Origin of the sequence: Streptomyces sp. NPDC088350, assembly GCF_044753545.1 — a bacterium.
In the GTDB taxonomy this organism is placed as follows: domain Bacteria; phylum Actinomycetota; class Actinomycetes; order Streptomycetales; family Streptomycetaceae; genus Streptomyces.
In genome coordinates this window covers 24,450-50,419 of sequence record NZ_JBIVNL010000003.1, presented here as the reverse complement: position 1 = coordinate 50,419, position 25,970 = coordinate 24,450, and the positions used below count along the sequence as shown (strand labels likewise).

General features: G+C 71.5%; 21 protein-coding genes. 13 read left to right on the top strand and 8 right to left on the bottom strand.

The window, feature by feature from the left end:
• Positions 1-94 precede the first annotated feature (94 nt).
• The 4 genes from ACIQBL_RS10085 (at position 95) to ACIQBL_RS10070 (ending at position 3,280) form a co-directional block, all read left to right on the top strand.
• A complete protein-coding gene (locus tag ACIQBL_RS10085; RefSeq protein ID WP_401939061.1) occupies positions 95-1,273 on the top strand; it encodes a MalY/PatB family protein in 1,179 nt (392 codons plus the stop codon).
• A gap of 339 nt (positions 1,274-1,612) precedes the next feature.
• Positions 1,613-2,374 (top strand): type 1 glutamine amidotransferase domain-containing protein, encoded by a 762-nt coding sequence (locus ACIQBL_RS10080; RefSeq protein ID WP_401939060.1) that lies wholly within the window; start codon positions 1,613-1,615, stop codon positions 2,372-2,374.
• Between the two features lie 10 nt (positions 2,375-2,384).
• Entirely contained in the window at positions 2,385-2,771 is a 387-nt protein-coding gene (locus ACIQBL_RS10075) for a PPOX class F420-dependent oxidoreductase (protein ID WP_401939058.1), read from the top strand.
• Positions 2,772-2,809: 38 nt separating this feature from the next.
• Positions 2,810-3,280, top strand: a complete 471-nt coding sequence (locus ACIQBL_RS10070) for a DUF1003 domain-containing protein (protein ID WP_401939056.1) — start codon at positions 2,810-2,812, stop codon at positions 3,278-3,280.
• An 81-nt stretch (positions 3,281-3,361) separates the two neighbouring features.
• Here the strand turns inward: ACIQBL_RS10070 and ACIQBL_RS10065 are convergent, their stop codons facing one another.
• From ACIQBL_RS10065 to ACIQBL_RS10055, 3 genes are all read right to left on the bottom strand, one after another.
• Positions 3,362-6,151 carry a hypothetical protein gene (locus ACIQBL_RS10065; protein WP_401939055.1) on the bottom strand — a complete coding sequence of 930 codons (2,790 nt, stop codon included), beginning with the start codon at positions 6,149-6,151 and terminating at the stop codon, positions 3,362-3,364.
• A gap of 197 nt (positions 6,152-6,348) precedes the next feature.
• Positions 6,349-6,762, bottom strand: coding sequence for a Zn-ribbon domain-containing OB-fold protein (locus tag ACIQBL_RS10060; RefSeq protein ID WP_401939052.1), 414 nt, complete (start codon positions 6,760-6,762; stop codon positions 6,349-6,351).
• A 219-nt stretch (positions 6,763-6,981) separates the two neighbouring features.
• Positions 6,982-7,659, bottom strand: coding sequence for a TetR family transcriptional regulator (locus ACIQBL_RS10055; protein ID WP_401940677.1), 678 nt, complete (start codon positions 7,657-7,659; stop codon positions 6,982-6,984).
• Between the two features lie 195 nt (positions 7,660-7,854).
• Here ACIQBL_RS10055 and ACIQBL_RS10050 point away from each other — a divergent pair, with 195 nt between their 5' ends.
• The 3 genes from ACIQBL_RS10050 (at position 7,855) to ACIQBL_RS10040 (ending at position 10,600) form a co-directional block, all read left to right on the top strand.
• A complete protein-coding gene (locus ACIQBL_RS10050; protein ID WP_401939050.1) occupies positions 7,855-8,946 on the top strand; it encodes a substrate-binding domain-containing protein in 1,092 nt (363 codons plus the stop codon).
• Between the two features lie 67 nt (positions 8,947-9,013).
• The gene (locus ACIQBL_RS10045) at positions 9,014-9,850 is read left to right on the top strand and encodes a hypothetical protein (protein WP_401939049.1); all 837 of its coding nucleotides are present in this window, start codon (positions 9,014-9,016) and stop codon (positions 9,848-9,850) included.
• An 87-nt stretch (positions 9,851-9,937) separates the two neighbouring features.
• Positions 9,938-10,600, top strand: a complete 663-nt coding sequence (locus ACIQBL_RS10040) for a peptidoglycan-binding protein (protein WP_401939047.1) — start codon at positions 9,938-9,940, stop codon at positions 10,598-10,600.
• 164 nt (positions 10,601-10,764) lie between these two features.
• On the opposite strand, the gene ACIQBL_RS10035 is transcribed toward ACIQBL_RS10040, so the two are convergent.
• The 5 genes from ACIQBL_RS10035 to ACIQBL_RS10015 all read right to left on the bottom strand — a co-directional run bounded on the left by ACIQBL_RS10035 (position 10,765) and on the right by ACIQBL_RS10015 (position 17,385).
• The gene (locus ACIQBL_RS10035; RefSeq protein ID WP_019064417.1) at positions 10,765-11,139 is read right to left on the bottom strand and encodes a hypothetical protein; all 375 of its coding nucleotides are present in this window, start codon (positions 11,137-11,139) and stop codon (positions 10,765-10,767) included.
• Between the two features lie 414 nt (positions 11,140-11,553).
• Positions 11,554-12,474 carry a MurR/RpiR family transcriptional regulator gene (locus tag ACIQBL_RS10030; protein WP_401939045.1) on the bottom strand — a complete coding sequence of 307 codons (921 nt, stop codon included), beginning with the start codon at positions 12,472-12,474 and terminating at the stop codon, positions 11,554-11,556.
• A 67-nt stretch (positions 12,475-12,541) separates the two neighbouring features.
• Positions 12,542-14,263: a phospholipid carrier-dependent glycosyltransferase gene (locus tag ACIQBL_RS10025; RefSeq protein WP_401939043.1), complete on the bottom strand. Its 1,722-nt coding sequence runs from the start codon at positions 14,261-14,263 to the stop codon at positions 12,542-12,544.
• 93 nt (positions 14,264-14,356) lie between these two features.
• Entirely contained in the window at positions 14,357-16,285 is a 1,929-nt protein-coding gene (locus tag ACIQBL_RS10020) for a phosphatase PAP2 family protein (RefSeq protein WP_401939041.1), read from the bottom strand.
• Between the two features lie 200 nt (positions 16,286-16,485).
• The gene (locus ACIQBL_RS10015; protein ID WP_401939039.1) at positions 16,486-17,385 is read right to left on the bottom strand and encodes an N-acetylglucosamine kinase; all 900 of its coding nucleotides are present in this window, start codon (positions 17,383-17,385) and stop codon (positions 16,486-16,488) included.
• Between the two features lie 294 nt (positions 17,386-17,679).
• Here ACIQBL_RS10015 and ACIQBL_RS10010 point away from each other — a divergent pair, with 294 nt between their 5' ends.
• From ACIQBL_RS10010 to ACIQBL_RS09985, 6 genes are all read left to right on the top strand, one after another.
• Positions 17,680-18,822: an ROK family protein gene (locus ACIQBL_RS10010; protein ID WP_401939037.1), complete on the top strand. Its 1,143-nt coding sequence runs from the start codon at positions 17,680-17,682 to the stop codon at positions 18,820-18,822.
• 276 nt (positions 18,823-19,098) lie between these two features.
• Positions 19,099-20,421, top strand: a complete 1,323-nt coding sequence (locus tag ACIQBL_RS10005) for an extracellular solute-binding protein (protein WP_401939036.1) — start codon at positions 19,099-19,101, stop codon at positions 20,419-20,421.
• Between the two features lie 125 nt (positions 20,422-20,546).
• Positions 20,547-21,461 carry a carbohydrate ABC transporter permease gene (locus ACIQBL_RS10000; protein WP_401939034.1) on the top strand — a complete coding sequence of 305 codons (915 nt, stop codon included), beginning with the start codon at positions 20,547-20,549 and terminating at the stop codon, positions 21,459-21,461.
• Entirely contained in the window at positions 21,458-22,360 is a 903-nt protein-coding gene (locus ACIQBL_RS09995; protein WP_401939032.1) for a carbohydrate ABC transporter permease, read from the top strand. The genes ACIQBL_RS10000 and ACIQBL_RS09995 overlap by 4 nt, the downstream gene beginning before the upstream one ends.
• A 2-nt stretch (positions 22,361-22,362) precedes the next feature.
• Complete coding sequence (locus tag ACIQBL_RS09990; RefSeq protein ID WP_401939031.1) at positions 22,363-24,081, top strand: hypothetical protein; 1,719 nt, start codon at positions 22,363-22,365, stop codon at positions 24,079-24,081.
• Positions 24,082-24,132: 51 nt separating this feature from the next.
• Positions 24,133-25,968 carry a hypothetical protein gene (locus ACIQBL_RS09985; RefSeq protein WP_401939028.1) on the top strand — a complete coding sequence of 612 codons (1,836 nt, stop codon included), beginning with the start codon at positions 24,133-24,135 and terminating at the stop codon, positions 25,966-25,968.
• Positions 25,969-25,970 lie beyond the last annotated feature (2 nt).

Here is a 25,970-nt window from a genome sequence, read left to right as displayed (position 1 = left end):
CGCGCACCGCCGAGTTGGCCCGCGCGACACCCGGCCGGACGACGCGCGGCGGTGTCGACGCCCCAATCCGGGCGATCCGTCTATCTTGTGCCCCATGACCAGCATCCCGCGGGACCCGTCCGGTGCACCGAATCCCCTGCGTGCGCTCACCCTCGACCGGCTGCGACGGCGTACGAGCATGAAGTGGCGCACCTACCCCGAGGACGTGCTTCCGCTGTGGGTCGCCGAGATGGACGTACCGCTCGCCGAACCGGTGGTCCGCGCGGTCACGGACGCGCTCGCGCTCGGGGACACCGGCTATCCCGCCGGTACGGCCTACGCCGAGGCGCTGGCCGCGTTCGCGGCGAAGCGGTGGGGCTGGGACGGGCTCGCCGTGGAGCGCACACGGATCGTGCCGGACGTCATGCTGGGGGTCGTGGAGATGCTCCGGCTGGTGACCGGGCACGGTGATCCGGTGGTGGTGAACCCGCCCGTGTATCCGCCGTTCTTCCAGTTCGTCGCACACATGGACCGGGAGGTGGTGGAGGCGCCGCTGGGGGCGGATCTCCGCATCGATCCCGACGCCCTGGAGGACGCGTTCCGGCGGGCGGTCGCGGGCGGGCGCCGCGCCGCGTATCTGCTGTGCAGCCCGCACAATCCGACCGGTACCGTGCACACCGCCGGTGAACTGGCCGCCGTCGCCGCCCTCGCCGAGCGGTACGGCGTGCGGGTCGTCGCCGACGAGATCCACGCGCCGGTCGTCGCCGCCGGGGCGGCCTTCGTGCCCTATCTGAGCGTGCCGGGCGCGGAGAACGGGCTGTCGTTGATGTCGGCGTCGAAGGCCTGGAACCTGGCCGGGCTCAAGGCAGCCCTCGCCGTCGCGGGGCCTGCCTCCGCCGCCGACCTGGCACGCCTCCCCGAAGAGGTCGGCCACGGTCCGAGCCACGTCGGCGTCATCGCCCACACGGCCGCCCTGCGCGACGGCACGGCCTGGCTGGACGCCCTGCTGACCGGCCTCGACGACAACCGCCGCCTCCTCGCCGACCTGCTGGCCGAGCACCTCCCCGCCATCGCTTACCGCCCCGCCGAGGCCACCTACCTCGCCTGGCTCGACTGCCGCGCACTCGGCCTCGGCGACGACCCGGCGGATGTCTTCCTCCGGCGAGGCCGGGTCGCACTGAGCCCCGGCCTCGACTTCGGCACCGGCGGCACCGGACACGTACGGCTCAATCTCGCGACGTCCCCGGAAGTGATCACGGAAGCGGTGGGGCGGATGGGGGCGGGGGTGGGGTGAGGGGGGTGGGGGTGAGCTTGGCGGCGGGGTGGTGTGAGCCGGGGCGGTCGGGCTGGCGTGAGCCGGGCGGCGGGGTAGGAGCGAAGTGGGCGGTTGAGCTGGGGTGGAGGGGGACGGTTGGGTGGAGGTGAGTGGTGCGGCTGGGCGAGGTTGGGCCGGGCGGCCGGGCTGGGGCGGCTGGGTCGGGGTGTGCCGAGGCAGCCGGGCTGGGAGCGAGCCGAGGCAGCCGGCCGGGGTGACCTGGGCGGCGGGCTGGGAGCGAGCCGAGGCGGTCGGGCTGGTCTGAGCCGGGGTGGCCGGGCTGTCATGGGCACCTGACCCGGCTGCCATGATGAGCCCATGCGCGTGCTCATGCCGGTCCCCGATCGCGACTTCGACGTCACCGAGGTCGCCGTGCCCTGGCGGTTGCTCACCGACGCGGGGCACGAGGTCGTCTTCGCCGTCGAGCGCGCCGGGACCCGGCCGGCGGCGGACGCCCGGTTGCTGACCGGCGTCCTCCTCGGACGGCTCGGTGCCGAGGACGAACCCAAGCGGTTCTATCAACAGCTCGCCGCCGCACCGGAGTTCAGCGCCACGGTCGCCTGGGCGGACGTGGACGCGACCGGCTACGACGGACTGCTGCTGCCGGGCGGGCACGCACCGGGCATGCGTCAGTACCTGGGCTCGGCCCAACTCCGCGCCAAGGTCCGGGAGTTCTGGGCACTGGGGCGCCCGGTCGGCGCGATCTGCCACGGCGTTCTCGTGCTCGCCCGCACCCAGGACCCGGACACCGGCCGCAGCGTCCTCGCCGGACGCCGTACGACCTGTCTGCCGAAGTACATGGAACGCACCGCCTACTTGACCACCGCCTGGCGCCTCGGCCGCTACTACCGCACCTACCCCGCCTACGTGGAGGACGAGGTGCGGGCCGCCCTCGACGACGCCCCGAGCAGTCGGTTCGAGCGCGGGCCCAGGGAACTCACCCGGCGCGGCACCGCGAGCGACGACACGCACGCGTTCGTCGTGCGGGACGGCACCTATCTCTCGGCGCGCTGGCCCGGCGACGCCTACCTTTTCGCCCGCCGGTATCTCGATCTCCTGCGGGAAACCCCGGGTGCTTAGACTGCCGACCATGGACGAGACCCCGCTGGACCGGCTCGGCGCAAGCCAATACCTGCTGATCACCAGCTACCGGAAGAACGGCTCCCCGGTCGCCACCCCGGTGTGGGTGGTGCGCGACGGCGAGACCCTCGGTGCCTGGACGCCCGCCGACTCCTGGAAGGTCAAGCGCATCCGCGCCCGCGCCGACGTCCTCGTGGGCCCCTGCGACGTACGCGGCAACCCGACCGGCAACCAGGTCCCCGGCACCGCCGAGATCTGCGACGCGGAGACCACCGCCCACTACCGCACCCTCATCGCCCGCAAGTACGGCCTGGCCGGACGCATCACGCTCCTGGGCAGCCGCCTGCGCCGCGGGCTCAAGGGCACCGTCGGCATCCGCGTGACGCTCGCACCCTGAGGACGATCCCCTTTGCACACCAACATCAGGGAGCGCCCGTGGACCCTGCACTGAGCCCGGCCGAACTGCGGCTGCGGCAGGAGCGGATCGTCTTCGCCCGGATGCGCGGCACCCAGGACCGGGTCGCCGACGCGATCACCGCCTTCGCCGGCACCATGCTGTTCGTCTATCTCCACGCGCTGTGGTTCGCCGTCTGGATCGCCCTCAACGAAGGGCTCCTCGGGAAGGCCGGCATCTTCGACCCGTACCCGTACGGGCTCCTCACGATGATCGTCAGCCTGGAGGCCATCTTCCTGTCGACCTTCGTCATGGTGAGCCAGAACCGCCAGGCGACCCGCGAGAACGTCCGCGCCGACCTCGACTTCGAGACCAACCTCCGCTCCGAGGTGTGGTCCGCGCACATAGGCGCGGCCCTGGGCCTCGACCCCCGCGAGATCGAACAACGCGTCCAGGAACTCCTCACCGAGAACCGCGCCAAGATGAACGGCGGCACGGACAAGCCGAGTTGAGGCGCCGCACGACGTAGAAACACGACGTAGAAAGGGGCCGCAGCTTCGCGCTGCGGCCCCTTCACTTCGTACGGCGTTCGGCTACGACGCGTCGAGCACGGTGCCGGTCAGTTCCGGTCCGCCGCTCTGCGGATCGCCGTTGTCGTCCACGGCCACGAAGCGCACGGACTCGGGCTGCTCGGTCACCTGGTCGGTGATCGTGGGCAGGCTGATCTCCGCGCTGAGCTGCCCCGCCGGGACGGACGCCCAGACGTAGAGGCTTGTCAGTTTGGACAGGGGGCGCTCCGGAGCGGGCTGCTCTCCGGTGTACTCCTGGAGCCACTGCGGGTCGACGTCCAGGGTGGACAACTCCGGTCCCGCGGTGACCGGTTGCACGACGAACGGGGTGTTGATCTCCACGTCGGCGGGCGCGGACAGCGTCACCCTCCACTTGAGGGGCCGGCCCTCGGTGACCCGGTCGGCGATCGGCGCGACGGTGAACGTGGGCCTCGGGTCGTCGTTCTCGGTGGTCACCCCACCGCGGTGGGCGCCGACCACGGCGCCGTGCACCGCCTTCACGAAGATGTCGTGCTGATCGCCGTAGTCGAAGCGGGTGTTGCCCTCCACCTTCACCGGTATGTCGATGTCGTTGCCGCCGGGCCGTACCGTCACCAGCCGTGACGTGTCCTCGCCGGTGGCCGGGTCCTCGACGTAGAGCCGCACCTGGCCGCTGCCCCGGCCGGAGACCTGGACGGGCACGCGGTACGTCCTGACGCCCGAGTCCCCTTCCTTGACGGTGAGCCGGCCGATGTCGACGCGCGGCAGCGGGGCCGCGGTGACCGCGGGAGTGCCGGGGCGCCAGCCCCAGGCGTCCATCAGCCAGGCCCGGCCGGAGCGCGAACGCGGGGTCAGCTCAAGGGACTTGATCCGGCGCAGGTCGAGCCCGGCGTGGGAGGCGGCCGTCAGCGGTACGCGGACCTCGCGCGCCCAGTAGGAGGTGGTGCGCTCGGTGCCGGGCAGGCCGTCGACGCGGACCCGGCCGAGGGTCGCACGGCGGCCGGAGGTGTCGGTCAGGGACACGTCGAGCTGGGTGCCGGTCGTGTTGGGCGGCACGATCACCCGCAGGGCGAGGCCCTTGGCGCCGCCGAGCGAGACCGGCTTGTTCGGACGCACCGTCACCGGCGAACCGGCCGCGGACCAGCGCAGCGCGATCGCGCGGCGGCCCGCCTCCTTGGCGGTCTCCCAGAACGCGAAGTGCGGAGAGCCGCCCCTGGTGTCGGGGTCCAGGCAGGCGACGGCCGGGTCGGGATCCACCGCGGAGCACAACCGGCCGCCGGACACGGCGACTTGGCCGTCCGGCAGGAACCCGGCGCCGCGGTTCGCGCCCACCGCGTGGGTGAGGACCGTGGCGGGGTCCGCCGAGGGGGCCCGGCGGCCGGAGCCGTCGAGCAGTTCGCGGGCGCGGTCGTCCCCGGCGACGAACAGCCGTGCCGCCGTGGCGATGTAGGTGGAGCCGGCCTTGTGCTGCTGGTCGGCGGTGAGCCGGGTCGCGGTGCCCGGCGAGCACACCGGGTCCCGCCGGTCGGGGTCGTTGGAGAAGTCGTCCTCGGCGGGCGCCTGGGCCTGGCCCGGCGTCCACTCGGTGTTGAAGAAGTTGTGGTCGGCGCCCTCGACGTAGACCGCGCTGTGCAGGGCGGCACCCCGGCTGACTCCGCGCGTGCCGTCGACGTACACCTCGCCCTGGAGGTCGGAGACGTCACCGTCGCAGCCCGGCAGGATCGTCGCCGACGGCACGTCGGCCACCGGGTTCTGGCCGAAGATCGTGGGGCCGATGAGGACGGTGCCGCGGATCTTCCAGCGCACCGGGCCGTGATAGCCGTCCTGGGCGGCCGGCGGCGGGTAGAGGCTGTCCATCGCCGCCCGGTTGACGCCCTCGCCACCGCGCGAGTGACCGATCAGCAGGACGCGGGAGAGGTCGGCCCGCGGTGCGTTCCGGACGACCGGCGGAGCGGTGTCGGGGTGCGCGGCCCAGCCGGCCCAGCGGGCCAGGTGCTGCCGGATCAGCGACGAACGGGCCTGCGCGCCGCCGTCGTCCTCGGCGTGGAAGTCCTGGCCGTTGATGCCGTTCGCGGAGATCGACACCGTCATGTAGCCCTGGGACGCCAGGAGTCGCTGGTCGCGCAGGTAACCCCGGTAGCTCGGGACGGGCTTGGTGCCGGTGGGACAGGGCCAGTCGCCGGTGATGTCCTCGGTGCCCGGGGTGTAGCACGTGTAGTGACGGCCGTGCAGGAACAGCGCGAGCGGCCGCTTGCCGGTGGCGCCCTTCGGCGCGACCACGACCGCCTTCATCTCCACCGGCTCCGGAAACCCGGGCAGGCGAACCGAGTTGAGTGTGTACTCGCCGGTCGTCGTACGGTACGCGCCCGGCTTGCCGGGATCGATCGCGCCCGCGGGGAGCGGGGCCGGGCGCTGCGCGGCGACCTCCGAACGCCCCCTGCCGGAACCGGAGGTGTCACCTGCGGCGTCCAACCGGCGCCCTGCGGACAGCACTTGAAGGTCCGTCAGCTGCTGGGGCGCGACTCCACCGAGGCCGAGCCGGAAGGTCCGCCCGTCCTTCGCCGGTCTCGGTACACCGAGGAGCCGGCCACCGGCGTGGAACTCCACCCGCGCGTCCCCCATGGGCACCCGCGCGTCCGAGCGCCAGACCAGCTGCTGCGCGGAACCCTTCCCGGTGATCCGCCAGCCCGGCGGAAGCCCGCCGTCGTCGGCTGCCGTCGTCGCCGTCGGCGGTCCGGCGTCCGACGGTGGCGCCGCCTGCGCCGACCCGGACATCCCTCCCGCCACCGCGAGCACCGCAGCGGCCGTGACCCATATGCGCCGGGCACGGAACAATGTGTTCCCCTCCTCTGACCTCAGGCTCAGGCACCCCGGTGGTCCCGGGAGCCTCTCGCGTCCCGGAGGACGGGAAGCGGAGCCTGTGGGTTGCCTGTGGAGGAGGATTCGGCCGATCTTCGTCGGCCGGGGCCGAACTCGGCCGCGTGCCACGGCGGTTCGGGGACCGGTCGTCGACCGGCCGACCGGGTCCGCCGTCAGCGCCAGGCGCGGTACGGCTCGTCGAGGAGCTGGAAGACGGGCTCGCCGCGCACCGGGTCCTTGGCCGTGGACAGCCGGACACGGTCACCGCTGTGGATGCCGATGGGCGGGCCGATGACCCGGCCGCGCACCACGAAACCCTCGGCCATCTCGATCAGCGACACATTGCGGGCGGCGGGGGTGTTGCGGTGCACGACCGTGGAGTGGCGGACCGTGCCGGTGCCCTCGCTGCGCTCGGTGCGCAGGTCGCCGCCCTGGCAGACCGGGCAGAGCAGCCGGTGGTACATGGCGGTGGCGCACCAGGTGCAGCGCTGGAAGAGGATGGTGTCCCCGTCAGGGGTGTGCGGATCGAGGACGCCCGCCGGGGAGCCGCCTGTCGGACGGGTCGCGAATCCTGAGTGGTGGTACACGCTGTCAACTCCCTGCGCTCGGCCGGAATCCCGCGTGCGCGGCCGAGCCGGGCACGCGGGTGCGCGGTTCGCTGTGCCACCGTGCACGGCCATAGCGTATGGCACTCAGTGCCATGCGTAAAGATACTGCGTACCCTTGGATTTCTCGGTGCGGCGGTGCGGCGGTGCGGCGGAGCAGTGCAGCGGCTGAGTGGTTCAGGGGGCGAGCGGTTCGGCGGTTCAGTCGCGGCCGAACGCGGATTCGATCTCCTGGACGACACGCCACATCGGGGCCCCGCGCCGGGAGACGACGACCACGACGTCCTCGGGGTCCTGCCGCTGCTCCGCGGCGGGCTGCGCCGGGGGGTGTCCGAAGGCGGTCTGCACATACCCGAGGGCGTGGTCCACCTCGGCGCCCGCGTCGCGCTGTCCGTCCGAACGCAGCCAGGAACGCAGCGCGTTGTTGTGCGCGGCGACCACGGCGGCGGCGATCACGTCCGCCCGGAGGGTGCCGTCGCGCCGCCCGGCGAAGCGCCCGCGCAGATAGGCGGCGAGGGCACGCTCGTAGCGCCACACCACCGACAGTTCGTAGGCGCGCAGCCCCGGCACCTTCTTGGTGAGGCGGTAGCGCTGCACGGAGAACGTCGGGTTCTCGTTGTACATCCGCAGGACGAGCCGGGCCGCGTCGCAGACCCGCCGCACCGGCTCGTGCTCGTCGCCGCTGACCGAGAGGAAGGCCGTCATGTCGGCAAGGCAGCGCTCGTGGTCGGGGAAGACCACGTCCTCCTTCGACGGGAAGTAGCGGAAGAACGACCGCCGCCCGACCCCGGCCAGCGCCACGATGTCGTCGATGGTGGTCTGTTCGTAGCCCCGCTCCAGGAACAACTGGAAGGCGGCCGCGACCAGGGCGTCCCGCATGGGCGGCTTGGAGCTCATGGACGGGAACGTAGCACCAGGTCGACACGGATGGCACTCAGTGCGCTGCGGAGGGGGAACCGAGTCCCCGATACAACCGATACAGCCGATTCGATCGAAACGGTCAAGACTGTCGAGACGGTCGAGACGATCCGCGGCATAGAGTGACCGTGACCAGTTGTGCGTTTAGGGGGACCCATGCGACTTCACGTCGACCAGCGCCATGAGCGGGTGCTCGCACTCGTCCGCGAGCACGGCAGCCTGCGGGTCGCCGAACTCGCGGCCGAACTCGGCGTCTCCGCCGTCACCTTGAGGCGTGATGTGGAGGCCCTGGCCGGCCAGGGCCGGGTGCGGCGGCTGCACGGCTCGGTGGTGTGGCCGGGCGGGGCGGTCGTGGAGGTACCGGCGCCGCGCGACCCGTCCGAGAGCGTCGTGATCGGAATGATCGTGCCGACCACGGCCGCGCTCTTCGCCGACATCGTGCGCGGTGCCCGCGAGGCCGTGACGGCTCAGGGCGGCCGGCTGGTGCTCGGGGTGTCCGGGTACGTCGGCGCCGAGGACGCCGTCCAGGCCGGGCATCTCGTCGCGGGCGGCGCGGAGGGGCTGCTCGTGGCGCCCAGTTGGTCCGGCGGTGTGCCCGTGGGCGGCCAGGAACGGTGGCTCCTCGACCGGGACGTGCCGACCGTCCTGGTCGAACGCTCCGCCCCGCCCGGCAACCCCGCGGCAGCCCTGGACCGGGTGTGCGCCGACCGCGCCCACGGAGCCGCCGTCGCCGTCGGCCACTTCGCCGCCCTCGGCCACCGCAGGGTCACCGCGGTGGTCCAGGAGGGCCCGCACGCCGCGCAGATCATCGCGGGGTACGAGTCGGCCGTACGCTCCCTCGGCCTCGACGGCGCCCGGGGCGCCCCGTCCGTCCGCGAACACGGTGACTACGAGTCGAGCGTGGACTACCTGGTCGACGCGGTACGCGAGCGCGATGTCACCGCCGCCCTCGTGCACAGCGACGAGGACGCGATCGTGCTCGTGCCCCGACTCCAGGTCCGGGGCATCCGCGTCCCGGACGACCTGGCCCTCATCGCCTACGACGACGAGGTCGCCCCGCTCGCCGACGTCCCGCTCACCGCGGTGGCCCCGCCGAAGCACGCGGTGGGGGAGTCGGCCGCGAGACTCCTGCTGCGACGGCTCGCCGAGCGCGCGAGCGGACAGCCGCCGGCCCCCCGTCAACACATCGAACTGCTCCCCGAGTTGAGGATCCGCTCGTCCTGCGGAGCCAAAACGCTCACCCGGTGAACACGGGCCGACCGTTTTGATCATCGGGCACGAACGCTCTCGACCCCCTCAGCCAAGGAGAACCCGCATGCCCTCCACGCCCCCGCCCCGACCCCGCGTCCTCTACGTCACCGACCTGGCGTACCCGGCACGCGGGCGCCGCTACGGCGACGAGGACATCGCCCTGACCTCCCGGCTGCGCGAGGACTTCGACCTGGCACTGTGCCATCCGCTGGACGCGGCCTCGCTGATGGACGGCTTCGACGCGGTCGTGGTCCGCAACAGCGGGCCCGTCCTCGGCTACCAGGAGGAGTACGACGCGTTCCGCGAGCGCGCGATCCGTACCGGGGCCCGCGTCTACAACCAGCTCTCGGGCCGGGCGGACATGGCGGGGAAGCAGTACCTCCTCGACCTGAGCGCCGCCGGGTTCCCGGTCATCCCGACCGTCGACCGCGTCGAGGACCTGCACCGGCTGCCGCGCACGGACCACTATGTGGTCAAGCCCAAACGCGGCGCCGACTCCATAGGCCTGGAGATCGTCCCGGCGGAGCGGCTGCCCGCCCTGGCCGACGGGAGCGTCCTGGTCCAGCCGTGCGTCGAGTTCTCGTACGAGGTGTCCTTCTACTTCGTCGACCACGACTTCCAGTACGCCCTCCATGCCCCCGACACCGAGCAGCGCTGGCGGCTCGAACCCTACGAACCCACGCCCGCGGACCTGGAGTTCGCGCAACGGTTCGTCGACTGGAACGGCATCGACCACGGCGTCCAGCGCGTCGACGCCTGCCGCGCCCCGGACGGTGAACTGCTGTTGGTCGAGCTGGAGGACCTGAACCCCTACCTCTCCCTCGAGGCGCTCGACGACGCGCGACGGGACGCCTTCGTCGCCGCGCTGACGGCGTCCCTGCGCCGGTTCGTCCGAACGTGACGCCGCACTGAACTCCGGCGGCCGTGCGCGCGTATCTCTTCAGGGGGACGGCGGAGATCCGTGTGCGCGGAACGGAAGGAGAGCAGTGTGTCTACACCGCCCGAATCGGGATCGGCTTCGTCCGGTGGCCCGGTCCTGGAACCCGCCCGCGTTCTGCGCCGCCGCCGCTCCGACAACCTCGCGGAGCTGCTGCGGGAGACGCGCCGGGACTCCTCGGTCTTCGAGTCCGTGCCGGTGCCCCGGCAGTTCTTCGGTTCCGAGGCCGAGACACAGGAACTGCCGCCCGTAGTCGGCGAGTTGCGGCATCCGCTGCCGGACACCGGCGTCTTCGGACCCGGTCTGCGCCGGGCCGCGGTCGTGGTCGGCGTGAGTGCCGCCGCGCTGGTCGGCTTCGCCTGCGCTCTCCTGCTGCCCGGCAAGGGAGAGGCCAGCACGGCCCAGCCGGTCACCACCCCCACCCCGGTGGCGTCCGCCACCGCGACCGCCGTCACCACGGCCGACCCCGACGGAGCCGGCACGCTCCGCGAGGGCGACAGCGGCTCGCAGGTGACGGAGCTGGAACAACGCCTCCTGCGCATCCCCAACGTCTACGAGAACGGCTCCACCAGCGGTCGGTACGACGCGACCCTCAAGGAGGCCGTCGCCCGCTTCCAACTCTGGTACGGCATCAGGGGCGACGAGAACGGCGTCTACGGCAACGACACCCGCAAGGACCTGGAGTCACGCACGACACTCGACGCCGGCCAGTAGGGCTCACGCCCGCTCAGTCGTCGTCGCGGTGTCGCCAGTACCAGAACACGCCCACGACCAGGGCCAGCAGGAACACTCCGGGCAGTACGAGACCCGGAATGCGGGAGCCGCTCATCGGCATGGCCTCCGCTTCACGCGACGGGCACGACGCCGTGCGCTGCCGGTCAGCGTCCCGTGCTGTGCCCGACCAGCGCCTCGGTCACCGCGCGCACGCTGCGGGCGATGTGCTGGAGCTGGAGGACCTCGGCGGCGTACAGCTTGATGGTGTGTTCGATGACCGACTCGGGCAGGCCGATGCCGGGCAGGTCGGCCCGCGCGGTCTGCAGGGCGGTGCGGGCGACGCGGATCTCGTGCTGGACCTGGATCTGCGCGTGCCGGGCGAGCAGCACGGGGTGGCGGATGAACGCGGGGTAGCTGGCGTAGCGGGCCGGCACCAGCTCGCGCAGCCACTTGGCGGCCGAGCGTTCCCAGTCGTAGCTGCCGGGCGTCTTGACCTGACAGGGCCAGTCCTGGCTGATGCGCGTGGTGGTGAGTTGCATGTCATCGCTTCCCGGTGTGCGGCGTCGCGGGGGGTGGTTCGACGGTGTGTGGCGGCCCCGGCCTAGGGGATGACCGGGGCCGCCCTGGGCGCTCGCGCAGGCGATGCCCGACCGAACACCCCTGGCGCCGACGCGGGTAGGAGACGGCGGCTGAGGGTGTTCGTGCAGGAGCCCCGGGGGGACGGGTGTCGCCGGCGCGGCGGGTGGAGCGGCGTGCGCATGGGCGGACCGGTGCTTTCTCGGGGCGGTGCGAGCGGTGGGCTCACGGGTGCGGAACGTGCCCGGAGTGGGCCGGGTGCGATCCGTGAGCAGTATTTATATATGCCGTCCGCTTTGCAAGGCGTATGAAAACATTCATGCGGGAAATGGGTGGATTCATCCCGATATGAAGTCATCCGGTGGGGGAGTGGCGGGTCAGTCCCGCATGAAGAACTGGTGCTCTTCGGCGATCTGCTCGTAGTCCTCGAGGCGGGCCTGGGTGCGCTCGGGATCGGCGTCCGTCATGGCCTGGAGCAGCGCGGAGGCCATCACGCCGGGGGCGGCGTAGGAGTCGAAGACCAGGCGGGAGCCGGTGCCGGTGGCGAAGGTGACGTCGGCCTCGTCGGCGAGCGCGCCGAGCGCGAGGTCGGTCACGAGGGCCACCTTGAGCCCGGCGCTGCGCGCCACCCGGAGCGTGGTGAGCGTCTCGTGGGCGTGCCGGGGCATGTCGAACGCCAGCAGCCAGGTGCCGCCCGCCTCGCGTGACTGGAGGATCGCGTCGTAGGCGACGCTGCCGCCCCGGGTCACCAGCCGCACATCGGGGTGGATACGGCGCGCGGCGTACGCGAAGTACTCGGCCAGCGAGACGGAGATGCGCAGTCCGAGGACGGTCAGCGGGGTGGACGCCGACAGGTTGCGGCCGACCTCGATCAGCCGGTCGGGGTCGGCGAAGTCGCGGCGCAGGTTCTCCAGGTTCTCGATCTCGGCGTCGACGGCGGCCTGCAGTTCGTTGCTGCGGTTCTCCTCGGCCGCCGGGCCGCCCGCGAGGGTGCTCAGGGCGATCGCCTGGAGCCGCTCCCGTAGCGCCGGGTAACCGCTGAAGCCGACCGCCGCGGCGAACCGGGTCACCGAGGGCTGGCTGACGCCGACGCGCTCCGCGAGATCGGTGATGGAGAGGAACGCGGCCTCGGTGATGTGCTCGATCAGGTACTGGGCGATGCGCCGCTGCCCCGGCGACAGCCGTGGCCCGTCGAAGAGTTCCCTGAGCTGGGACGTCGGTGCCGCTCCGACTTCCGGGTCGGTCTTGCCCGAGGTGATCGCGGATGCCTGGGCGCGTGCCTGCTGCGGCGATGGCACCGATGCGCCTCCTTTGTCTCCCACAGCCACTCAACATAGCTCACGGAGCGTTGTGACCAGAGGGTGATCAGCGACGGTAAATGGTGATCGAATGACCGACTTGATCGATCGGGCGACTGCTGTCGATCAACTCGGCCAGTTCTCCCCGCGCCTTGTCGATCGACGTGTCCGAAACGACCAACAGCCCGTGCACCTCGCGCAGACCTGCCTTGCGCGGATCGGACGACTCGATGCCGTAGTACGACGGCACCCCGCTGCCCTTGTAGACGAGCCAGATCCGTTCGCCCGCGTACCGCTCGCGGAGCCGGTCGGCGAGGCGCCCCAGGTCCTGGCCCCAGTCCACGTTCGAGTCGTGCAGCCGCAAATAGGTCTTCGACGGACCGCCGAACGCCTCGTTGGAGTACGGCAGATAGAAGGGGAACGTCCGCACCGAACTCACCGCCACGAACGCCACCAACAACCCCGCGGACAGCGGAGCCCACCGCCACCGCAGCGCCGGCACACAGGCCGCCGCGACCGCCAGGAACATCGGGACGAAGATCGCGTACCGGGTGCCGAAGTCCCGCGAACCGTCCATCGCCGCGCCCAGCAGCACGGCCGTCGGGGCGAGCAGATACGGTGCCGCCGGCCGCAACCGCCGTACCGTCACCACCGCGACGGCACCCGCCGCCCACAGCGCGAGCATGCCGAGGGGTGTCTTCACCAGGAGCGCGGCGGGCAGGTAGTACCAGTGGGACCCGGTGTAGAGGTGCCCGAACAGGAAGCCCTGCCACGGGTAGTCCTCCAGACCGAACTGGATGCGCATCCCGTCGAGGAACGCCCTCGGGAACGGCAGCAGACCGACCACCTGCCCCCGCAAGCCGTGCACGGCGGGCACCGGTTCTGTGGACGCGAACCGCAACCGCGGATCGACGACGAGATACGACGCCCATACGACGGCGACCGCCGCCAGCGCCACCACGGCCGCGCCCGCGGCCCCGAGGGCCAGTGCCCGCCGCCGCGCGTCACGGTCGACAGGGCGGCGGGCGGACCACACCGACGCGACGGCCAGCAGCATCAGTACCGGTACGGCGGGCAGGGCGCTCATCTTCGTGGCCACGGCGGCTCCGAGCGCCGCCCCGGCGAGCGGGACGTACAGCCGGGGTCGCCGTCTGGCCCGCCACAGCAGCCACGCCGACGTCAGCAGGAAGCCGGCCTCCGGCACGTCGAGCGTGGCCAGCGAGCCGTGCGCGATGACATCGGGGGAGAACGCGTACAGGGCGAGTGCCGCCAACCCCCGTGCGGCGCCCACGAGTTCACGGGCGAACGCGAACACGACCAGCCCGAACAGCAGGGTCAGCACGATCACCGGCAGCCGGGCCCAGAACATCAGCCGCCAGGGGTCGTTGCCCGACTCGTACAGCAGATGGCGGCCCAACGCCCCTTGATCGCCCGCATGGTCGGCGTCGAAGTGCGGGTCGGCGACGGCGATTCCGGCGGCGATCACCAGCTTCCCGAGGGGCGGGTGCTCGGGGTTGTAGTCGAGGCTGTGCTCGCGCAGATACACGGTGGCCGTGGCCACGTACACCGGCTCGTCGATGGTCGGCGTCTGCTGGACGGCGGTCGTGACCATCACGGCGGCCATCTGCGCGAGCAGCACCACCACAAGGAGCGGCACCAGCCACCGCCTACGGCGCCGCAGCCCGGCGCAGAGGCGTGCCGACCGGCCGTCCGCCGCGCGCGGCGGCTGCCCGCCGCCGTCGTCGAGCGTGCCGGGGTCGAGGACCGAGTGCTGTTCGCGCGCCATCATCCGCCCTGCGGTGAGGCCGGCCGCACGGTGGCGGGAACGATCAGGGGCCGCGTCATGGGCCCTACTGTCGCATCGCTCCCGCCACCAGGGGCGTCACCGCTTCAGGAGTCGTACCGACAGACCTTCCGCCGTATACACCGGTACGGCCCGCAGCTTGTCCGAGTTCACCGTGATGCTGTCGAACTGGCCGCGCAGCGTGGGCGCGCCCAGCACCCGCACCGTGGAGCCCGCGGCCGGCGGGCGCTCGGCGTCGAACTGGAGGGACAGCGTGCTGCCCTTGCCGAGCACCGCGCGCCGGGTGACCTCGACGGCGGGCTCGTGGCCCGAGCGCAGCGTGACCTCCAGCGCGGCGGACTGCTGGGAGTACGTACCGTGGATCTGCACGGACTCCGAGACCCGCAGGGTGCCGCCGAGCACACTCACGTCACCGTGACCGAGCGCGTGCGCCGAACCGGCGACCAGCGCACCGGCGTTGAGCACGGTCCCGCCGGTGTACGCGTTGTGGCCGGTCAGGGTGAGGGTGCCGGTGCCCTGCTTGGTCAGGCCGCCGCAGCCGTCGATGTCGTTGCGCCAGGCGTCGGCCGCGCCGAAGCCCCCGGCCGCCGCGTCGAGGGAGACGACGACGTCGGAGGCGAAGGAGCCGTAACCGTCCGCCGCCGCGAAGAGGTTGAGCCGCCCCCACTGCTCGAATCCGTCGAGCAGGAGGTAGCCGGACGGCAGCGCGGTGGTGCGCAGCACCTCGCGCCGCTGGTCCGCGTCGAGGTACGGCTGGCGGGTCTCCAGCAGCACCTCCGCGCCCTTGGGCACGGTCAGCGCCTTGTCACGGCCGCCGCGGGTCAGCACGTACGTCAACTTGGGTTCCACCACGCGGGAGTTGGCGGTCCGCTCCGCGTACGGGTCGGTCGCGGTGGTCGCCGAGTGGGCGTAGGCGTACAGGGTGTCCGCCGTCGTGCCGGTCTGCGCCTCGAAGTACGCGAGCGCCTGGGCGCGCGCCGCCGCCTTGAGCGTGGCGTTGGCCGGGTCGCCGAGGGTGGCGGCGGCCAGGGCGGTGGCCATGATGCGCCCGCCCATCACGTCGACTGGGGAATGCATGCCGGCCATGATCCGGGTGTGGCTCAACTCCAGGGTGCGGGTGACCAGTTCCTGGAAGCGCTCCGGTACGGCGTACGCGTAGGCGAGGCCCGCCAGATGGAAGGCGTTGGTGTGGCCGCTGGGGAAACCCGCGTCGTCCGTCGGGGACGTGCTGCGCTGGCGCAGGAGTTGCGGAGCGACGACCACCTTCGAGTCGTAGACCGGGTAGCCGAGCGCGTCGGTCGTGCCGGTGTCGACGACCTCGCTCTTCTCGTTCATGCGCCACGGACGCGGGTACTGGTACGCGTACTTGCCCGGGTTGCCCGAGGCGTAGGCGCCGCGCAGGGTGTCGACCAGTTCGGCGACCTTGCCGAGCGCCGAGTCGTGCGAGCCCGCGCCGAGCGCGGAACCGGCGGGCGCGCCGGCCGGGACGGCGTCGCTGATCGTGGTGGCGGGCGTACCGTCGGGGGCACTGGTGATCGAAGTGACCGCCAGGGCGCCCGACTTGTACAGGTCGGCCAGCGGACCCAGGCCCGCGATCATCGCGTAGCTCTGGTGCTGCCGGTCGTAGAGGAACGCCTCCTTGGCCTGGTCCACGGTGCGGCGGGTGGTGAGGTCGACGCAGTAGCGCACGTTGGCGCGCAGGATCTCGGGCCGCAGCGGGGTGCCGGTGTTCCAGGCGGAACCGGTCTTCCATATCTGGGCCATGCCGCCGAGGATCCGGACCACGGCGTTGGTCTCGGGCGTCAGGTTCGCGAGGACGTTCGTCTTGTAGTCGTCCACGAACGCGAGCGGGACCGTGGCGGCCTTGGCGTCCGCGGCGGCCAGCCAGCTGACCAGCGTCGGAGCCGCGACCACACCGGCCGAGGCGCCGAGCGAGGTCTTGAGGAAACCACGTCTGTTCACGGCGAGTCGACCGGTGTGCGTGCGGTGCCCGGCGGGTGACGGCATGGGTGTGCCTCTCTTGAGTTCTACGGCCCACGGGGGCCGGTGAGGTCGTGCGATCTGCTGTGGTTCGGGGTGCGCGTGTGACGTATGAAAGCGCATACGTCTACTGACGCGTACGTGCGAAGGTTTACGGCGGGCCGTGTCCCGGCGGAGGGGGTTCGGCGTCCGTCACATGACCCCCGGGTGAACGGGAGTCGCGCGGTTCACAGGATCGATCGGGCCAAGGCCACCGCGCCCTCGACGGGCGGCACTCGGATGGGCTGTGGCCGCGCCCCCGGCACCCGCTCGGCGAGCGCGGTGGTGAGGGCGTCGTACAGGCGGGGCTGAGCGAGGACGGTGCCGCCCGAGACCACCACGTCGTCGACGGGGACGCCGCGTTCGGCGAGCCGTACGACGAGTGCGGCGAGGGACTGTCCGGCCTCGGCTATCACCTCGCGCGCGAGGAGCGATCCCGCGTCGGCCGCGGTGAAGACGACGCGGGCGTGGCGGCCCCATTCGGCGGAGACGTCGGAAGCGCTTTCCAGCGCGGCGCCGAGTGCGGGCACTTCGGCGACACCGAACGCCTCGACGAGTCCCGCGGCGAGTGGGTCCGGAGCCTCGCCCCGGTCGTGTGCCGCCCAGGCGGCGCGGGCCGCCTCGCGGACCAGCCCGGCGGCGCCGCCCTCGTCGCCCAGTACCGCGCCCCAGCCGCCCACTTGGAGCCGGCCGCCGTCGGAGAGCAGACCCACCGCGACCGAACCGGTGCCGGCCACCAGGCCGACCCCCTTGTCCAACCCGGCGGCGGGGACGAGCAGTTCGGCGTCCCCCACGACGAGTGAGGGCACGCCGAGACGTTCCTCCAGAGCGGCCCGGATCTCGGCGCACTGGCGGGGTGTCTCGCAGGCGTGCCCGCCCACGGCGACCGCGGACGGGCGCGCGTGCGCGGGCAGGACGTCGTGGACGACGGCGGCCAGCCAGTCGGCGGCGGTCACGGGGTCGTGCGGCCGCCAGCCGCTGCTCGGACGGATGTGGTCGGCGACGACATCCGCGCCCGAGCGGGCGCGCAGATGTGTCTTGGTGCCACCCACGTCGATGCCGACCACGAGGGGCGTGAAGTCCTGCACGGAACCTCTTTCGTCGTTGCGCTGTGCTGCGACGGTGGGCGAACCGTGTCCGGGGGAACGGGAGTTGACGCACTAGGGAAGCCCCGGGACGGGCTTCTGGCGGACCACGGCAGGCGAGTACCGTGACGTTCGTTAGGAAGTTAACTAACGAAGTACAGTGCGTCAAGAGGCATCGCGTATTGGGCAACGGGGACCACTGTCCGGGCCCGCGTGACGTCAGGACATCCCGTCGCCGCATCCCTCGGACACCTTCCGGGACGCGGCCTGTGAACTGGGGGAAGTGTGGAACACGTCGTGGCGCAGGCGTCTCGGCTGACCGAGAGCGCGAGCGCGGTGTTCGAGGTGCTGGCCAGAGCCGGCAGCGCGACCCGGCCGCAGCTCGCGACCCTGGCGGGCCTGTCCAAGCCGACGGTGTCCTCCGCCGTCGTGGAACTGGAGAACGTCCGGCTCGCCGCCCACTCCGGCACCGCCTCCGGCGGCACGGGCCGCAACGCCGCCGTCTACCGTCTCGGCCCGGCCGCCGGCGCCGTACTCGCCGTCGACCTCGGCCCCGCCCTCACCCGGGTGCGCGGCTGCGCCCTCGACGGCACCCTGCTCGCCGAGGCCACCGGCTCCCGGGAGGACGCCGCCGAGGCCGTGCGCGAGGCCCTCGACGCGCTGCCGGCCGGCACCCCGCTGCGCACGGTCGTCGTCGCCGTCGGTGACGTGGCCGCGCGGGCCCGGGCGGGCGCCGGGATGCGCCCCGCGACCGCCAAGGCCGGCCCGGTGTTCGACGCCATGACGGTCGCTCTGCCGCCGGGCGTACCGGTCCACCTGGAGAACAACGTCAACTGCGCCGCGCTCGCCGAACTGCACGAGGGTGCCGCCCGGGGCCGGAACACCTTCGGCTATCTGCGGATCGGCGTCGGTATCGGTCTCGGCATCGTGGTCGGCGGCCAGGTGCTGCGCGGCGCGAACGGCGCGGCCGGTGAGCTCGCCCGGCTGCCCTACCCCTGGGACGACGCCGTGGAGCCCCGCCGCGAGGCCCTGGAGGAGTACGTCGGCGCGCGCTCGCTGCTGCGCCGGGCCGCCGCGGCCTGGCGGGCCGACAAGAACGCAGACGTCCCGTGCCCCGGTACCGCGGACCAGCTCTTCGCCCTCGCCCGGCAGGGTCAGGGCACGGCGTCCGCCCTGGTCGGCCGCCACGCCGCCGACGTGGGCAGACTCGCCGCCGCCGTGGCCGCCGTACTGGACCCCGGGCTGATCGTCCTGGGCGGCAGCACAGGCACGGACCCGCAGCTGCTGCCCGGTGTGCGGGCCGAGCTGGGGCGGCTGAGCTGGCCCACCGAGGTGGTCAGCAGCACGGTCGGCGATCTCGGCACCGTGGTGGGTGCCGCCGGGCTCGCCGTCGCTAGAGGAGTCCAAACCGTGACCGATGGTGCGGGGGCGAAGGATTGACGGGTTTGGACTCGGTCTGCCAATGTCCGGACAAGCGCTTTCTAAGTCGGTCGGGACGCCGACTTGGGGTGAGCCTCCCAGCCCGTACACGACGTACGGCAACCGCACGAGGGCGTGCCCGTGCGGTGACGGCCTGGACGGCCGGGGATCTCGCCCCGTGTGGACGATGCGGCCGGGCGAGGCCGCGCCCCCGGAAAGCGAACATCCTGCAAACTGCACCAGTGCCGCCTCAGCCGGCGCCGTGCTCCGTCCCCTACGACGAAAAAGGGATCGAAGATGACCACTGTGGGTGTGCGGCGCTCCCGCCGACTCGGCCGCGGCGGCCTGAGCCGCCTTGTTCCCCTCGCTGCCGCCACCGCGGCGGGAGCCCTGCTGCTCTCCGCCTGCGGGTCGGGCTCCGGCTCCGGCGGGACCTCCAAGTCGCTGACGTTCTGGATCTCCACGGTTCCGGGGCAGGACGCGGGCTGGAAGAAGCTGGTGGCCCAGTACAAGAAGGAAGAGGGCGTCAGCGTCAAGCTCGTCAACATCCCCTACGACGGGTACCCGACGAAGCTGCACAACGCCGCGCAGGCGAACTCGCTGCCTGATGTCGCCGACGTGCCCGCCCTCGACCCGATCTGGTCGAGCAAGCTGATCGACCTCAGCTCCATCACCGGCAACAAGGCCAACAACATCAACTCCAACTTCCTCGCCAAGGACTCGTCCGGCAAGGTGCTGGCCATCCCCTCGGACGTCACCGCGTCCGGTCTGTTCATCAACAAGTCGCTGTTCGCGAAGGCCGGCGTCGCCGTCCCGAGCTCGCCGTCGAGCACCTGGACCTGGACCGAGTTCATCGCGGCGGCCAACAAGGTCCGCGAGAAGACCGGCGCCAAGTACTCCCTGACCTTCGACCAGTCGCCGTCCCGGCTGCGCGCCATGGTGTACGAGATGGGCGGCAAGTACGTCCACGCGGACTCCTCCGGCAAGTTCTCGGTGGACGACGCGACCAAGAAGGCCGTGAAGTACTTCGTCGGACTGAACGACGACAAGACCATGCCGAAGTCGGTGTGGACGAGCGGTGCCGACCCGTCCGCCATGTTCCAGAGCGGTGACGTCGTCGCCTACTGGTCCGGTGTCTGGCAGGTCGCCTCCTTCGCGGACAGCATCAAGAAGTTCGAGTGGGCGAGCGTCCCGACCCCGGCCCAGCCGGTGCAGGCCAGCGACGTCAACAGCGGCGGCATGATGGTGGGCTTCAACAACAACAGCGCCGCGTCCGCCGCCGCGAAGAAGTTCCTGTCCTGGGTGTACGAGCCCAAGCAGTACACCGAGCTGGTCGAGACCTCCGGCTTCCTCCCGGTCGAGAGCGGTCTGAGCCCGAAGTACCCCTTCAAGTCGGCCGCGGCGCAGGCGGCGTTCAAGCTCTACAACGAGTCGATCCCGCTGTACGCGCCGATCTCGGGCTACTTCAACAACGCCCAGACGAACTGGGTGCTGAAGGGCAAGAGCCTCACCACCGACCCGACCAAGACGGAGCTCGGCAAGGCGATCAACGGCCAGCAGTCGGTCGACAAGGCCCTGCAGAACATCGTGGACGGCTACAACACGGCGGTCGGCGGCTGATCGTAGGCCCAAGGGCCCGGGCGGCGGGGATCCAGACACCGCCGCCCGGCCCTGGCCGCCCACGTGATGCCGGGCTCACGGCATGAGCCCCCAGCAATCCATCCACCAGCACGGAAGTCAGGAAGATGACAAAAAGCGCCGCGGACGTGTCCGTGAGGCCGCCCAGGAAACGACGCAGCACCTACACCCTCGCGCCGCTCGTCCTCATCGCGGCCAATGTCGTGCTCTTCGCACTGTTCTTCGTGTGGCCGGCGGTGATCGGGCTCGTCTACTCCTTCACGAACTACACCGGTGTGGGGGCGTTCCAGTTCATCGGGCTGGACAACTACCACAACCTGTTCGGGGACTCCACCTTCTACGACGCGCTGACCCGGACGCTGCTGTACGCCGTGCTCTTCGTGCCGCTGAACTTCGCGCTCTCGCTGCTCGCCGCCAACCTGGTGGTGAACAAGCACGCCAAGGGCGCCTCCGTCGCCCGTGTCATCTTCTTCATCCCGTGGCTGCTGTCGCCCATCGTCGTGGGTGTCCTGTGGCGGTGGCTGTTCGGTGAGAACTTCGGGCTGGTCAACTACGTCATCGAGAAGTTCGGCGGGTCGGCCGTTCCGTGGCAGTCGAACGCGGACCTCTCGCTGATCGTGGTGGTGTTCGCGGCGTCCTGGGCCTGGACCGGCTTCTCGATGCTGCTGTTCATCGCGGCGATCAAGAACGTGCCGGTGTCCTACTACGAGGCAGCCTCGCTCGACGGCGCCGGTCCCTGGCGCCAGTTCATCAGCATCACGCTGCCGAGCATCGCGCCCACCTCGTTCATCGTGATCCTGCTCAACACGATCAACGCGATGAAGGAATACCCGGTGTTCGTCTCCCTCAACAACGGCGGACCCGGAACGTCGAACAACCTGCTTGTCCAGTACATCTATCAGACCGGCTTCCAGCGGGGCCAGATCGGCTATGCGAGCGCCGCGTCGTTCGTGCTGATGCTCATCCTGATGGCCGTCGCGATCATCCAGCTGATCGTCAACCGGCGGGTGGAGAACCGATGACAACCACAGACATGCCGCGCAAGGTCGACGCCGGTTCCGGACGAGCCGTTTCCAAGAAGCGACCCCGCGGTGCGAGCAGTGGTGGTCTCCGACGGGCCGTACCCGCGACGACACTGCTGTGGATCCTGGCCTGCCTCTACGGGCTGCCGGTGCTGTGGTTCATCCTCAGCTCCCTCAAGCCGGCCAGCGACCTGTTCTCCTATCCGCTGACCTTCATTCCGCACAACCCCACCCTGTCGGGTTACTCCGCGGCGTGGCGCAGCGCCAACTTCTCCCAGTACTTCATCAACACGGCCCTCGTGTGCGTGATCACGACGATCCTCACGGTGGGCGTCAGCTGCTGCACCGGGTATGCGCTGGCCAAGTACGACAACAAGTGGCTCAAGGCCTTCTTCATCTGCATCCTGGCCACCACGATGCTGCCCTCCGAGGTCATGCTCGCCCCCGAGTTCCTGGTGGTCCGCAACCTCGGCCTCTACAACTCGTTCGCCGGCATCATCCTCCCGGCCGTGCTCACCGCGACCGGCTGCTTCATGTTCCGCCAGTTCTTCATCACGGTCCCCGACGAACTCGTGGAAGCCGCCCGCATCGACGGCGCCCGTGAACTGTCGATCTTCCTGCGGATCATGGTGCCGCTCTCCCGGCCCATCATGCTGACCCTCGCCATCCTGTCCTTCCAGTGGCGGTGGAACGACTACATCTGGCCGCTGCTGATGCTCAACGACCCGAACAAGTTCACCGTGCAGATCGGCATCCAGAGCATCGTCGGCGCGCAGAACATCAACTGGTCGGTCCTGCTGGGCGCTTCGGTCATCTCGATGATCCCGCTGATCGCCATCTTCCTGGTCTTCCAGCGCTACGTCATGGGCGCCGACATCAACGCCGGCCTGAAGGACTGACCTTGTCCACCCCGCTCGACCACGAGTTCGTCCGCGCGGCGGCCGACGCCGCCGACCGGTCGGCCGCCCCGCTGGCGGCCGACCCCGACGGGCAGCTCGCCGGTGTGACCCACCGCGCCCTGGCCCGCCGGGTGAAGACTCTGGTCGCGGCATACCGTTCCCCGGACTCGGCGCTGCACGGCAGCGGGCATGCCGTGGTCGCCGCGACGGCCCACCTCGGCGCTCTCCGGACCGCGCAGACCGCCACCGGTCTCTTCGCGGGCGGCGACAACGTGCAGTCACCGCCGGACTCCGCGTTCACCGTCAACGACGTGTGCGACGCGCACGTCCTCGCCGCGGGCGCGGGTCCGGAACTGTGCGACGTCACGGCCGCGCTCGCCGAGATCGCCGGTGCGGCGGCCGAAGGCCTCCGGGCGGGCGGGGCGCACACGCCGAACCACCGCTGGGAACTGTGCGCGGCACTGGCCCGGCTGCACCGGTCCTTCCCGGACGACCGGTTGCTCGACCGCGTCGAGCGGTGGCTCGCCGAGGGCGTCGACATCGACGCGGAGGGCCTGTACTCGGAGCGCAGCGCCGTCTACGCCTCCCACGTCTCCAACCCGTCGCTCCTGCTCCTCGCCCACGTCCTCGACCGCACCGACCTGCGCGACGCCGTAGAACGCAACCTCACCGCGACCCTGGACCTCATCAGACCCGACGGCACGGTGGAGACCGTCCACTCGCGGCGACAGGACCAGCACGGGCGGTTCCCGCTGGCGCCCTGCCTCCCGCACTACCGGCTGCTCGCGATCCGCACCGGCCGGGGCGACTTCAGCCGGGCGGCACTCCTCGCAGCAGCCGGCGGCATCGACGACCCCGACCTGCTCGCCGAGACCCTCCTCACCCCCGACCTGTGCCGCCCGCTGCCGACACCGGAGCCGGAACTCCTGCCCCGCGCCCGGTACTTCACCACGGCCCGCCTCGCCTCACGCACCTCCACCACCGCGCACAGCGTCCTCTACGGCGGCTCGGACGTGCCCGAACACCGGCGCATCCGCTCGGGTCTGGCCTGCAATCCCACCTTCCTACGCCTGTTCGCGGGCGAGGCGGTCCTCGACGCGGTGCGCCTCTCGCGGGGATTCTTCGACCTGGGCCCGTTCCGCGCCGCCGACATGGAGCGGCTCGCCGACAACGAGTACCGGCTCACCGAAACCCTGACGGCCGCCTACTACCAGCCGCTCCCGCCGGACCGCCGGCGCGCCGACGGCTCCTACGGCATGACGGACGAGGGACGCTTCTCGGCCGCGATGGCCTTCCCGGACCGGCCTCGGGACGAGGTCTCCCAGACGACCCGCGTCGACGTGGAGCTGCGGGAGGACGGCGCCGACCTGCGGATCGACATCGGCGGACCACGAGTGCCCTGGTCCCTCGAACTGACCTTCCGCCCCGGGGGAGTTGTAGAAGCTGCCGCCCCGATCGGCGACGGACGCTGGTGCCTGACGACCGGGCCGATGACCTACCGGGCCGGCGCCGACGAGATCCGCGTCGCGGTCGACGTCGAAGCGGGCGAACCCCTCGCCGGGCCGGACCGCGGCGACGTACTACGGTACGACCCGGGCCAGGACTACACCGTGGTGGGCGGCACCGACGCGACGACCGGGAACCGCGTCTACCTCGGTGGAAACGGCCCGCAGACACTGAGCGTCGCACTGCGCGCCCGCCGTACCGCACCTGTCCGCTGACCCCGACGACCCACGCCACGGCCACCTCAGGCATGAAGGGCTGAACCACCCGTGCACCTCTTCCACCAGCGCGGCCCGCTGCACCACCTCCCCGACACCCCGGAGGCCTACGACGCGGTCCTCGCCGACGTCGTGGAGCAGGCCCTGCGCCGCATCACACCCGACGGCAACCTCGAACACCCCGACTGCTACGACGACATCGGGGACACGTCGCTCGGGATCACCTCGCTGCTGGCCCTCGCCTGGCAGCGCGGCAAGGACCCGCGACTGCCCGAGGCGGTGCGGCACAGCCTCGGCTTCTTTCTCCGGGAGCGTGTCTACACGGAGGACAACCCCGGGTATCCGAACCTGCGGGTGCGCAACTCGGGCCTCCCGTACGCCCGTTACGTCCTGGAGGCGGGCGCCCACCCCATCGGTGACTGGCCGAGCACGGCGTGGGCGCTGCTCCAGGCGGTCAACATCCTCGACGCGACGGACGGACTCGTCGACGACGAACAGCGCACCGCTCTCGTCGAGTTGGCGCACGGCTACTGGCGCTGGCTCACCGAGGCGACCTTCTTCAACCCGCAGGAGGCCGGCAACCAGGCGATCGGCTGTGTGGTCGGCGGCCTGATGCTGGCCCGCCATCTCCCTTCGGAAGAAGGGGAGTCGGTGCGCGAGCGCGCGCTGGCCGTGTACGGCGACGAGATCCGCGCCCACCGTGTGAGCGACCGGGGCGCGCTGCTGCCCCCCGAGCACGGCGGCGCGTACGACAACAACTACGGCCCGATCTCCCTCTCCTTCCTCGCGCAGGCCCACATCGTCAGCGGCGAGGACGTCTTCGCCGAGGACGGGGAGGCGCTGGCCCGCTACATCGACGCCCGCCTCACCAACGGCGGCTTCGACACCGGCGGCCCGCGCTACAGCGAGCAGCACTCCGCCTTCGAATCGGTCCTCGGTCTGCGCTACTTCGGCAGTCGTATCGGCTCGGACATCGGCCGCTACCGGGGCGACAGCCGCTGGGCCCGGCACGCGGTCAAGCCCGACGGGGGAGTGGACGGCCACTTCGCGTGGATGCTGGTCTGGCAGATCCAGGACGCCACGCCCTGGCACCGCACTCCGTCGACGGAGCCGGTCCGCCACCAACTCCGCGCCGGTACCGTGTCGGTGGCCTTCGACAAGAAGATGACCCCGTCAGTTGTCGAGGCCGACGGCACGTACTACCTGCCCGCGGCCGTGAACCGCCAGCACGGCTTCGGCCCGGTGCTCGACGGCTTCCTGTTCTGCCGCCCGATGGGCGAGGTCCGGGTCCGGGACGTCCGCGCCGACGGACTGACCGCCAAGCTGGTCACCAAGCCGGTCGTCGGCCGCGACCACGTCCTGCGGCACATCCAGTCCCTGTACGTCACCGACGGCACGAGTCTGTGGACGACGGTGGCCGTCGAACGGCTCGACGGAGCACCGTACTTGCTCGCCGGGCTGCCCTACGCGGCGGACGACGGCGACCGGGTGCGCAGGACGGCCGAGGGCGACGTCACCTCCGCGGGCGCCCTGCGCCTCACCCACCCGACCGGCCAGGGCGCCGACCACTTCGACGCCCGCTCCGAACTCACCCAGCAGGAGGCGGCGTTCGCGCTCGCCGCCGACCCGCGCGGCTACGGCAACCCCGACGAGGGCTGGAGCCACCTGGTCACCTCCACGGCCCTGGAGGCCGACCCGGCACCGGGCGCGCCGGAGCACCTGCACGTGTTCGTCGTCCGGTACGGGCCCGGCACCGGGCCGCTCACCGCCGAGTTCGAGAGCGGCGAGAACGGTGAACTCACCGTCCGTACCGAGGCGTTCAGCGCAGTGATCGGGAACGCGGCGGGCGACCCGCACGGCGAACCGGGACTGACACTCCACGCCTGAGC

Excerpts from the sequence above, each read along its gene's own strand:
- ACIQBL_RS10085 (WP_401939061.1), top strand. The coding sequence starts at position 95 with ATGACCAGCATCCCGCGGGACCCGTCCGGTGCACCGAATCCCCTGCGT.
- ACIQBL_RS10080 (WP_401939060.1), top strand. The coding sequence starts at position 1,613 with ATGCGCGTGCTCATGCCGGTCCCCGATCGCGACTTCGACGTCACCGAG.
- ACIQBL_RS10075 (WP_401939058.1), top strand. The coding sequence starts at position 2,385 with ATGGACGAGACCCCGCTGGACCGGCTCGGCGCAAGCCAATACCTGCTG.
- ACIQBL_RS10055 (WP_401940677.1), bottom strand. The coding sequence starts at position 7,659 with ATGCGGGACGCCCTGGTCGCGGCCGCCTTCCAGTTGTTCCTGGAGCGG.
- ACIQBL_RS10050 (WP_401939050.1), top strand. The coding sequence starts at position 7,855 with ATGCGACTTCACGTCGACCAGCGCCATGAGCGGGTGCTCGCACTCGTC.
- ACIQBL_RS10045 (WP_401939049.1), top strand. The coding sequence starts at position 9,014 with ATGCCCTCCACGCCCCCGCCCCGACCCCGCGTCCTCTACGTCACCGAC.
- ACIQBL_RS10035 (WP_019064417.1), bottom strand. The coding sequence starts at position 11,139 with ATGCAACTCACCACCACGCGCATCAGCCAGGACTGGCCCTGTCAGGTC.
- ACIQBL_RS10025 (WP_401939043.1), bottom strand. The coding sequence starts at position 14,263 with ATGATGGCGCGCGAACAGCACTCGGTCCTCGACCCCGGCACGCTCGAC.
- ACIQBL_RS10020 (WP_401939041.1), bottom strand. The coding sequence starts at position 16,285 with ATGCCGTCACCCGCCGGGCACCGCACGCACACCGGTCGACTCGCCGTG.
- ACIQBL_RS10005 (WP_401939036.1), top strand. The coding sequence starts at position 19,099 with ATGACCACTGTGGGTGTGCGGCGCTCCCGCCGACTCGGCCGCGGCGGC.
- ACIQBL_RS10000 (WP_401939034.1), top strand. The coding sequence starts at position 20,547 with ATGACAAAAAGCGCCGCGGACGTGTCCGTGAGGCCGCCCAGGAAACGA.
- ACIQBL_RS09995 (WP_401939032.1), top strand. The coding sequence starts at position 21,458 with ATGACAACCACAGACATGCCGCGCAAGGTCGACGCCGGTTCCGGACGA.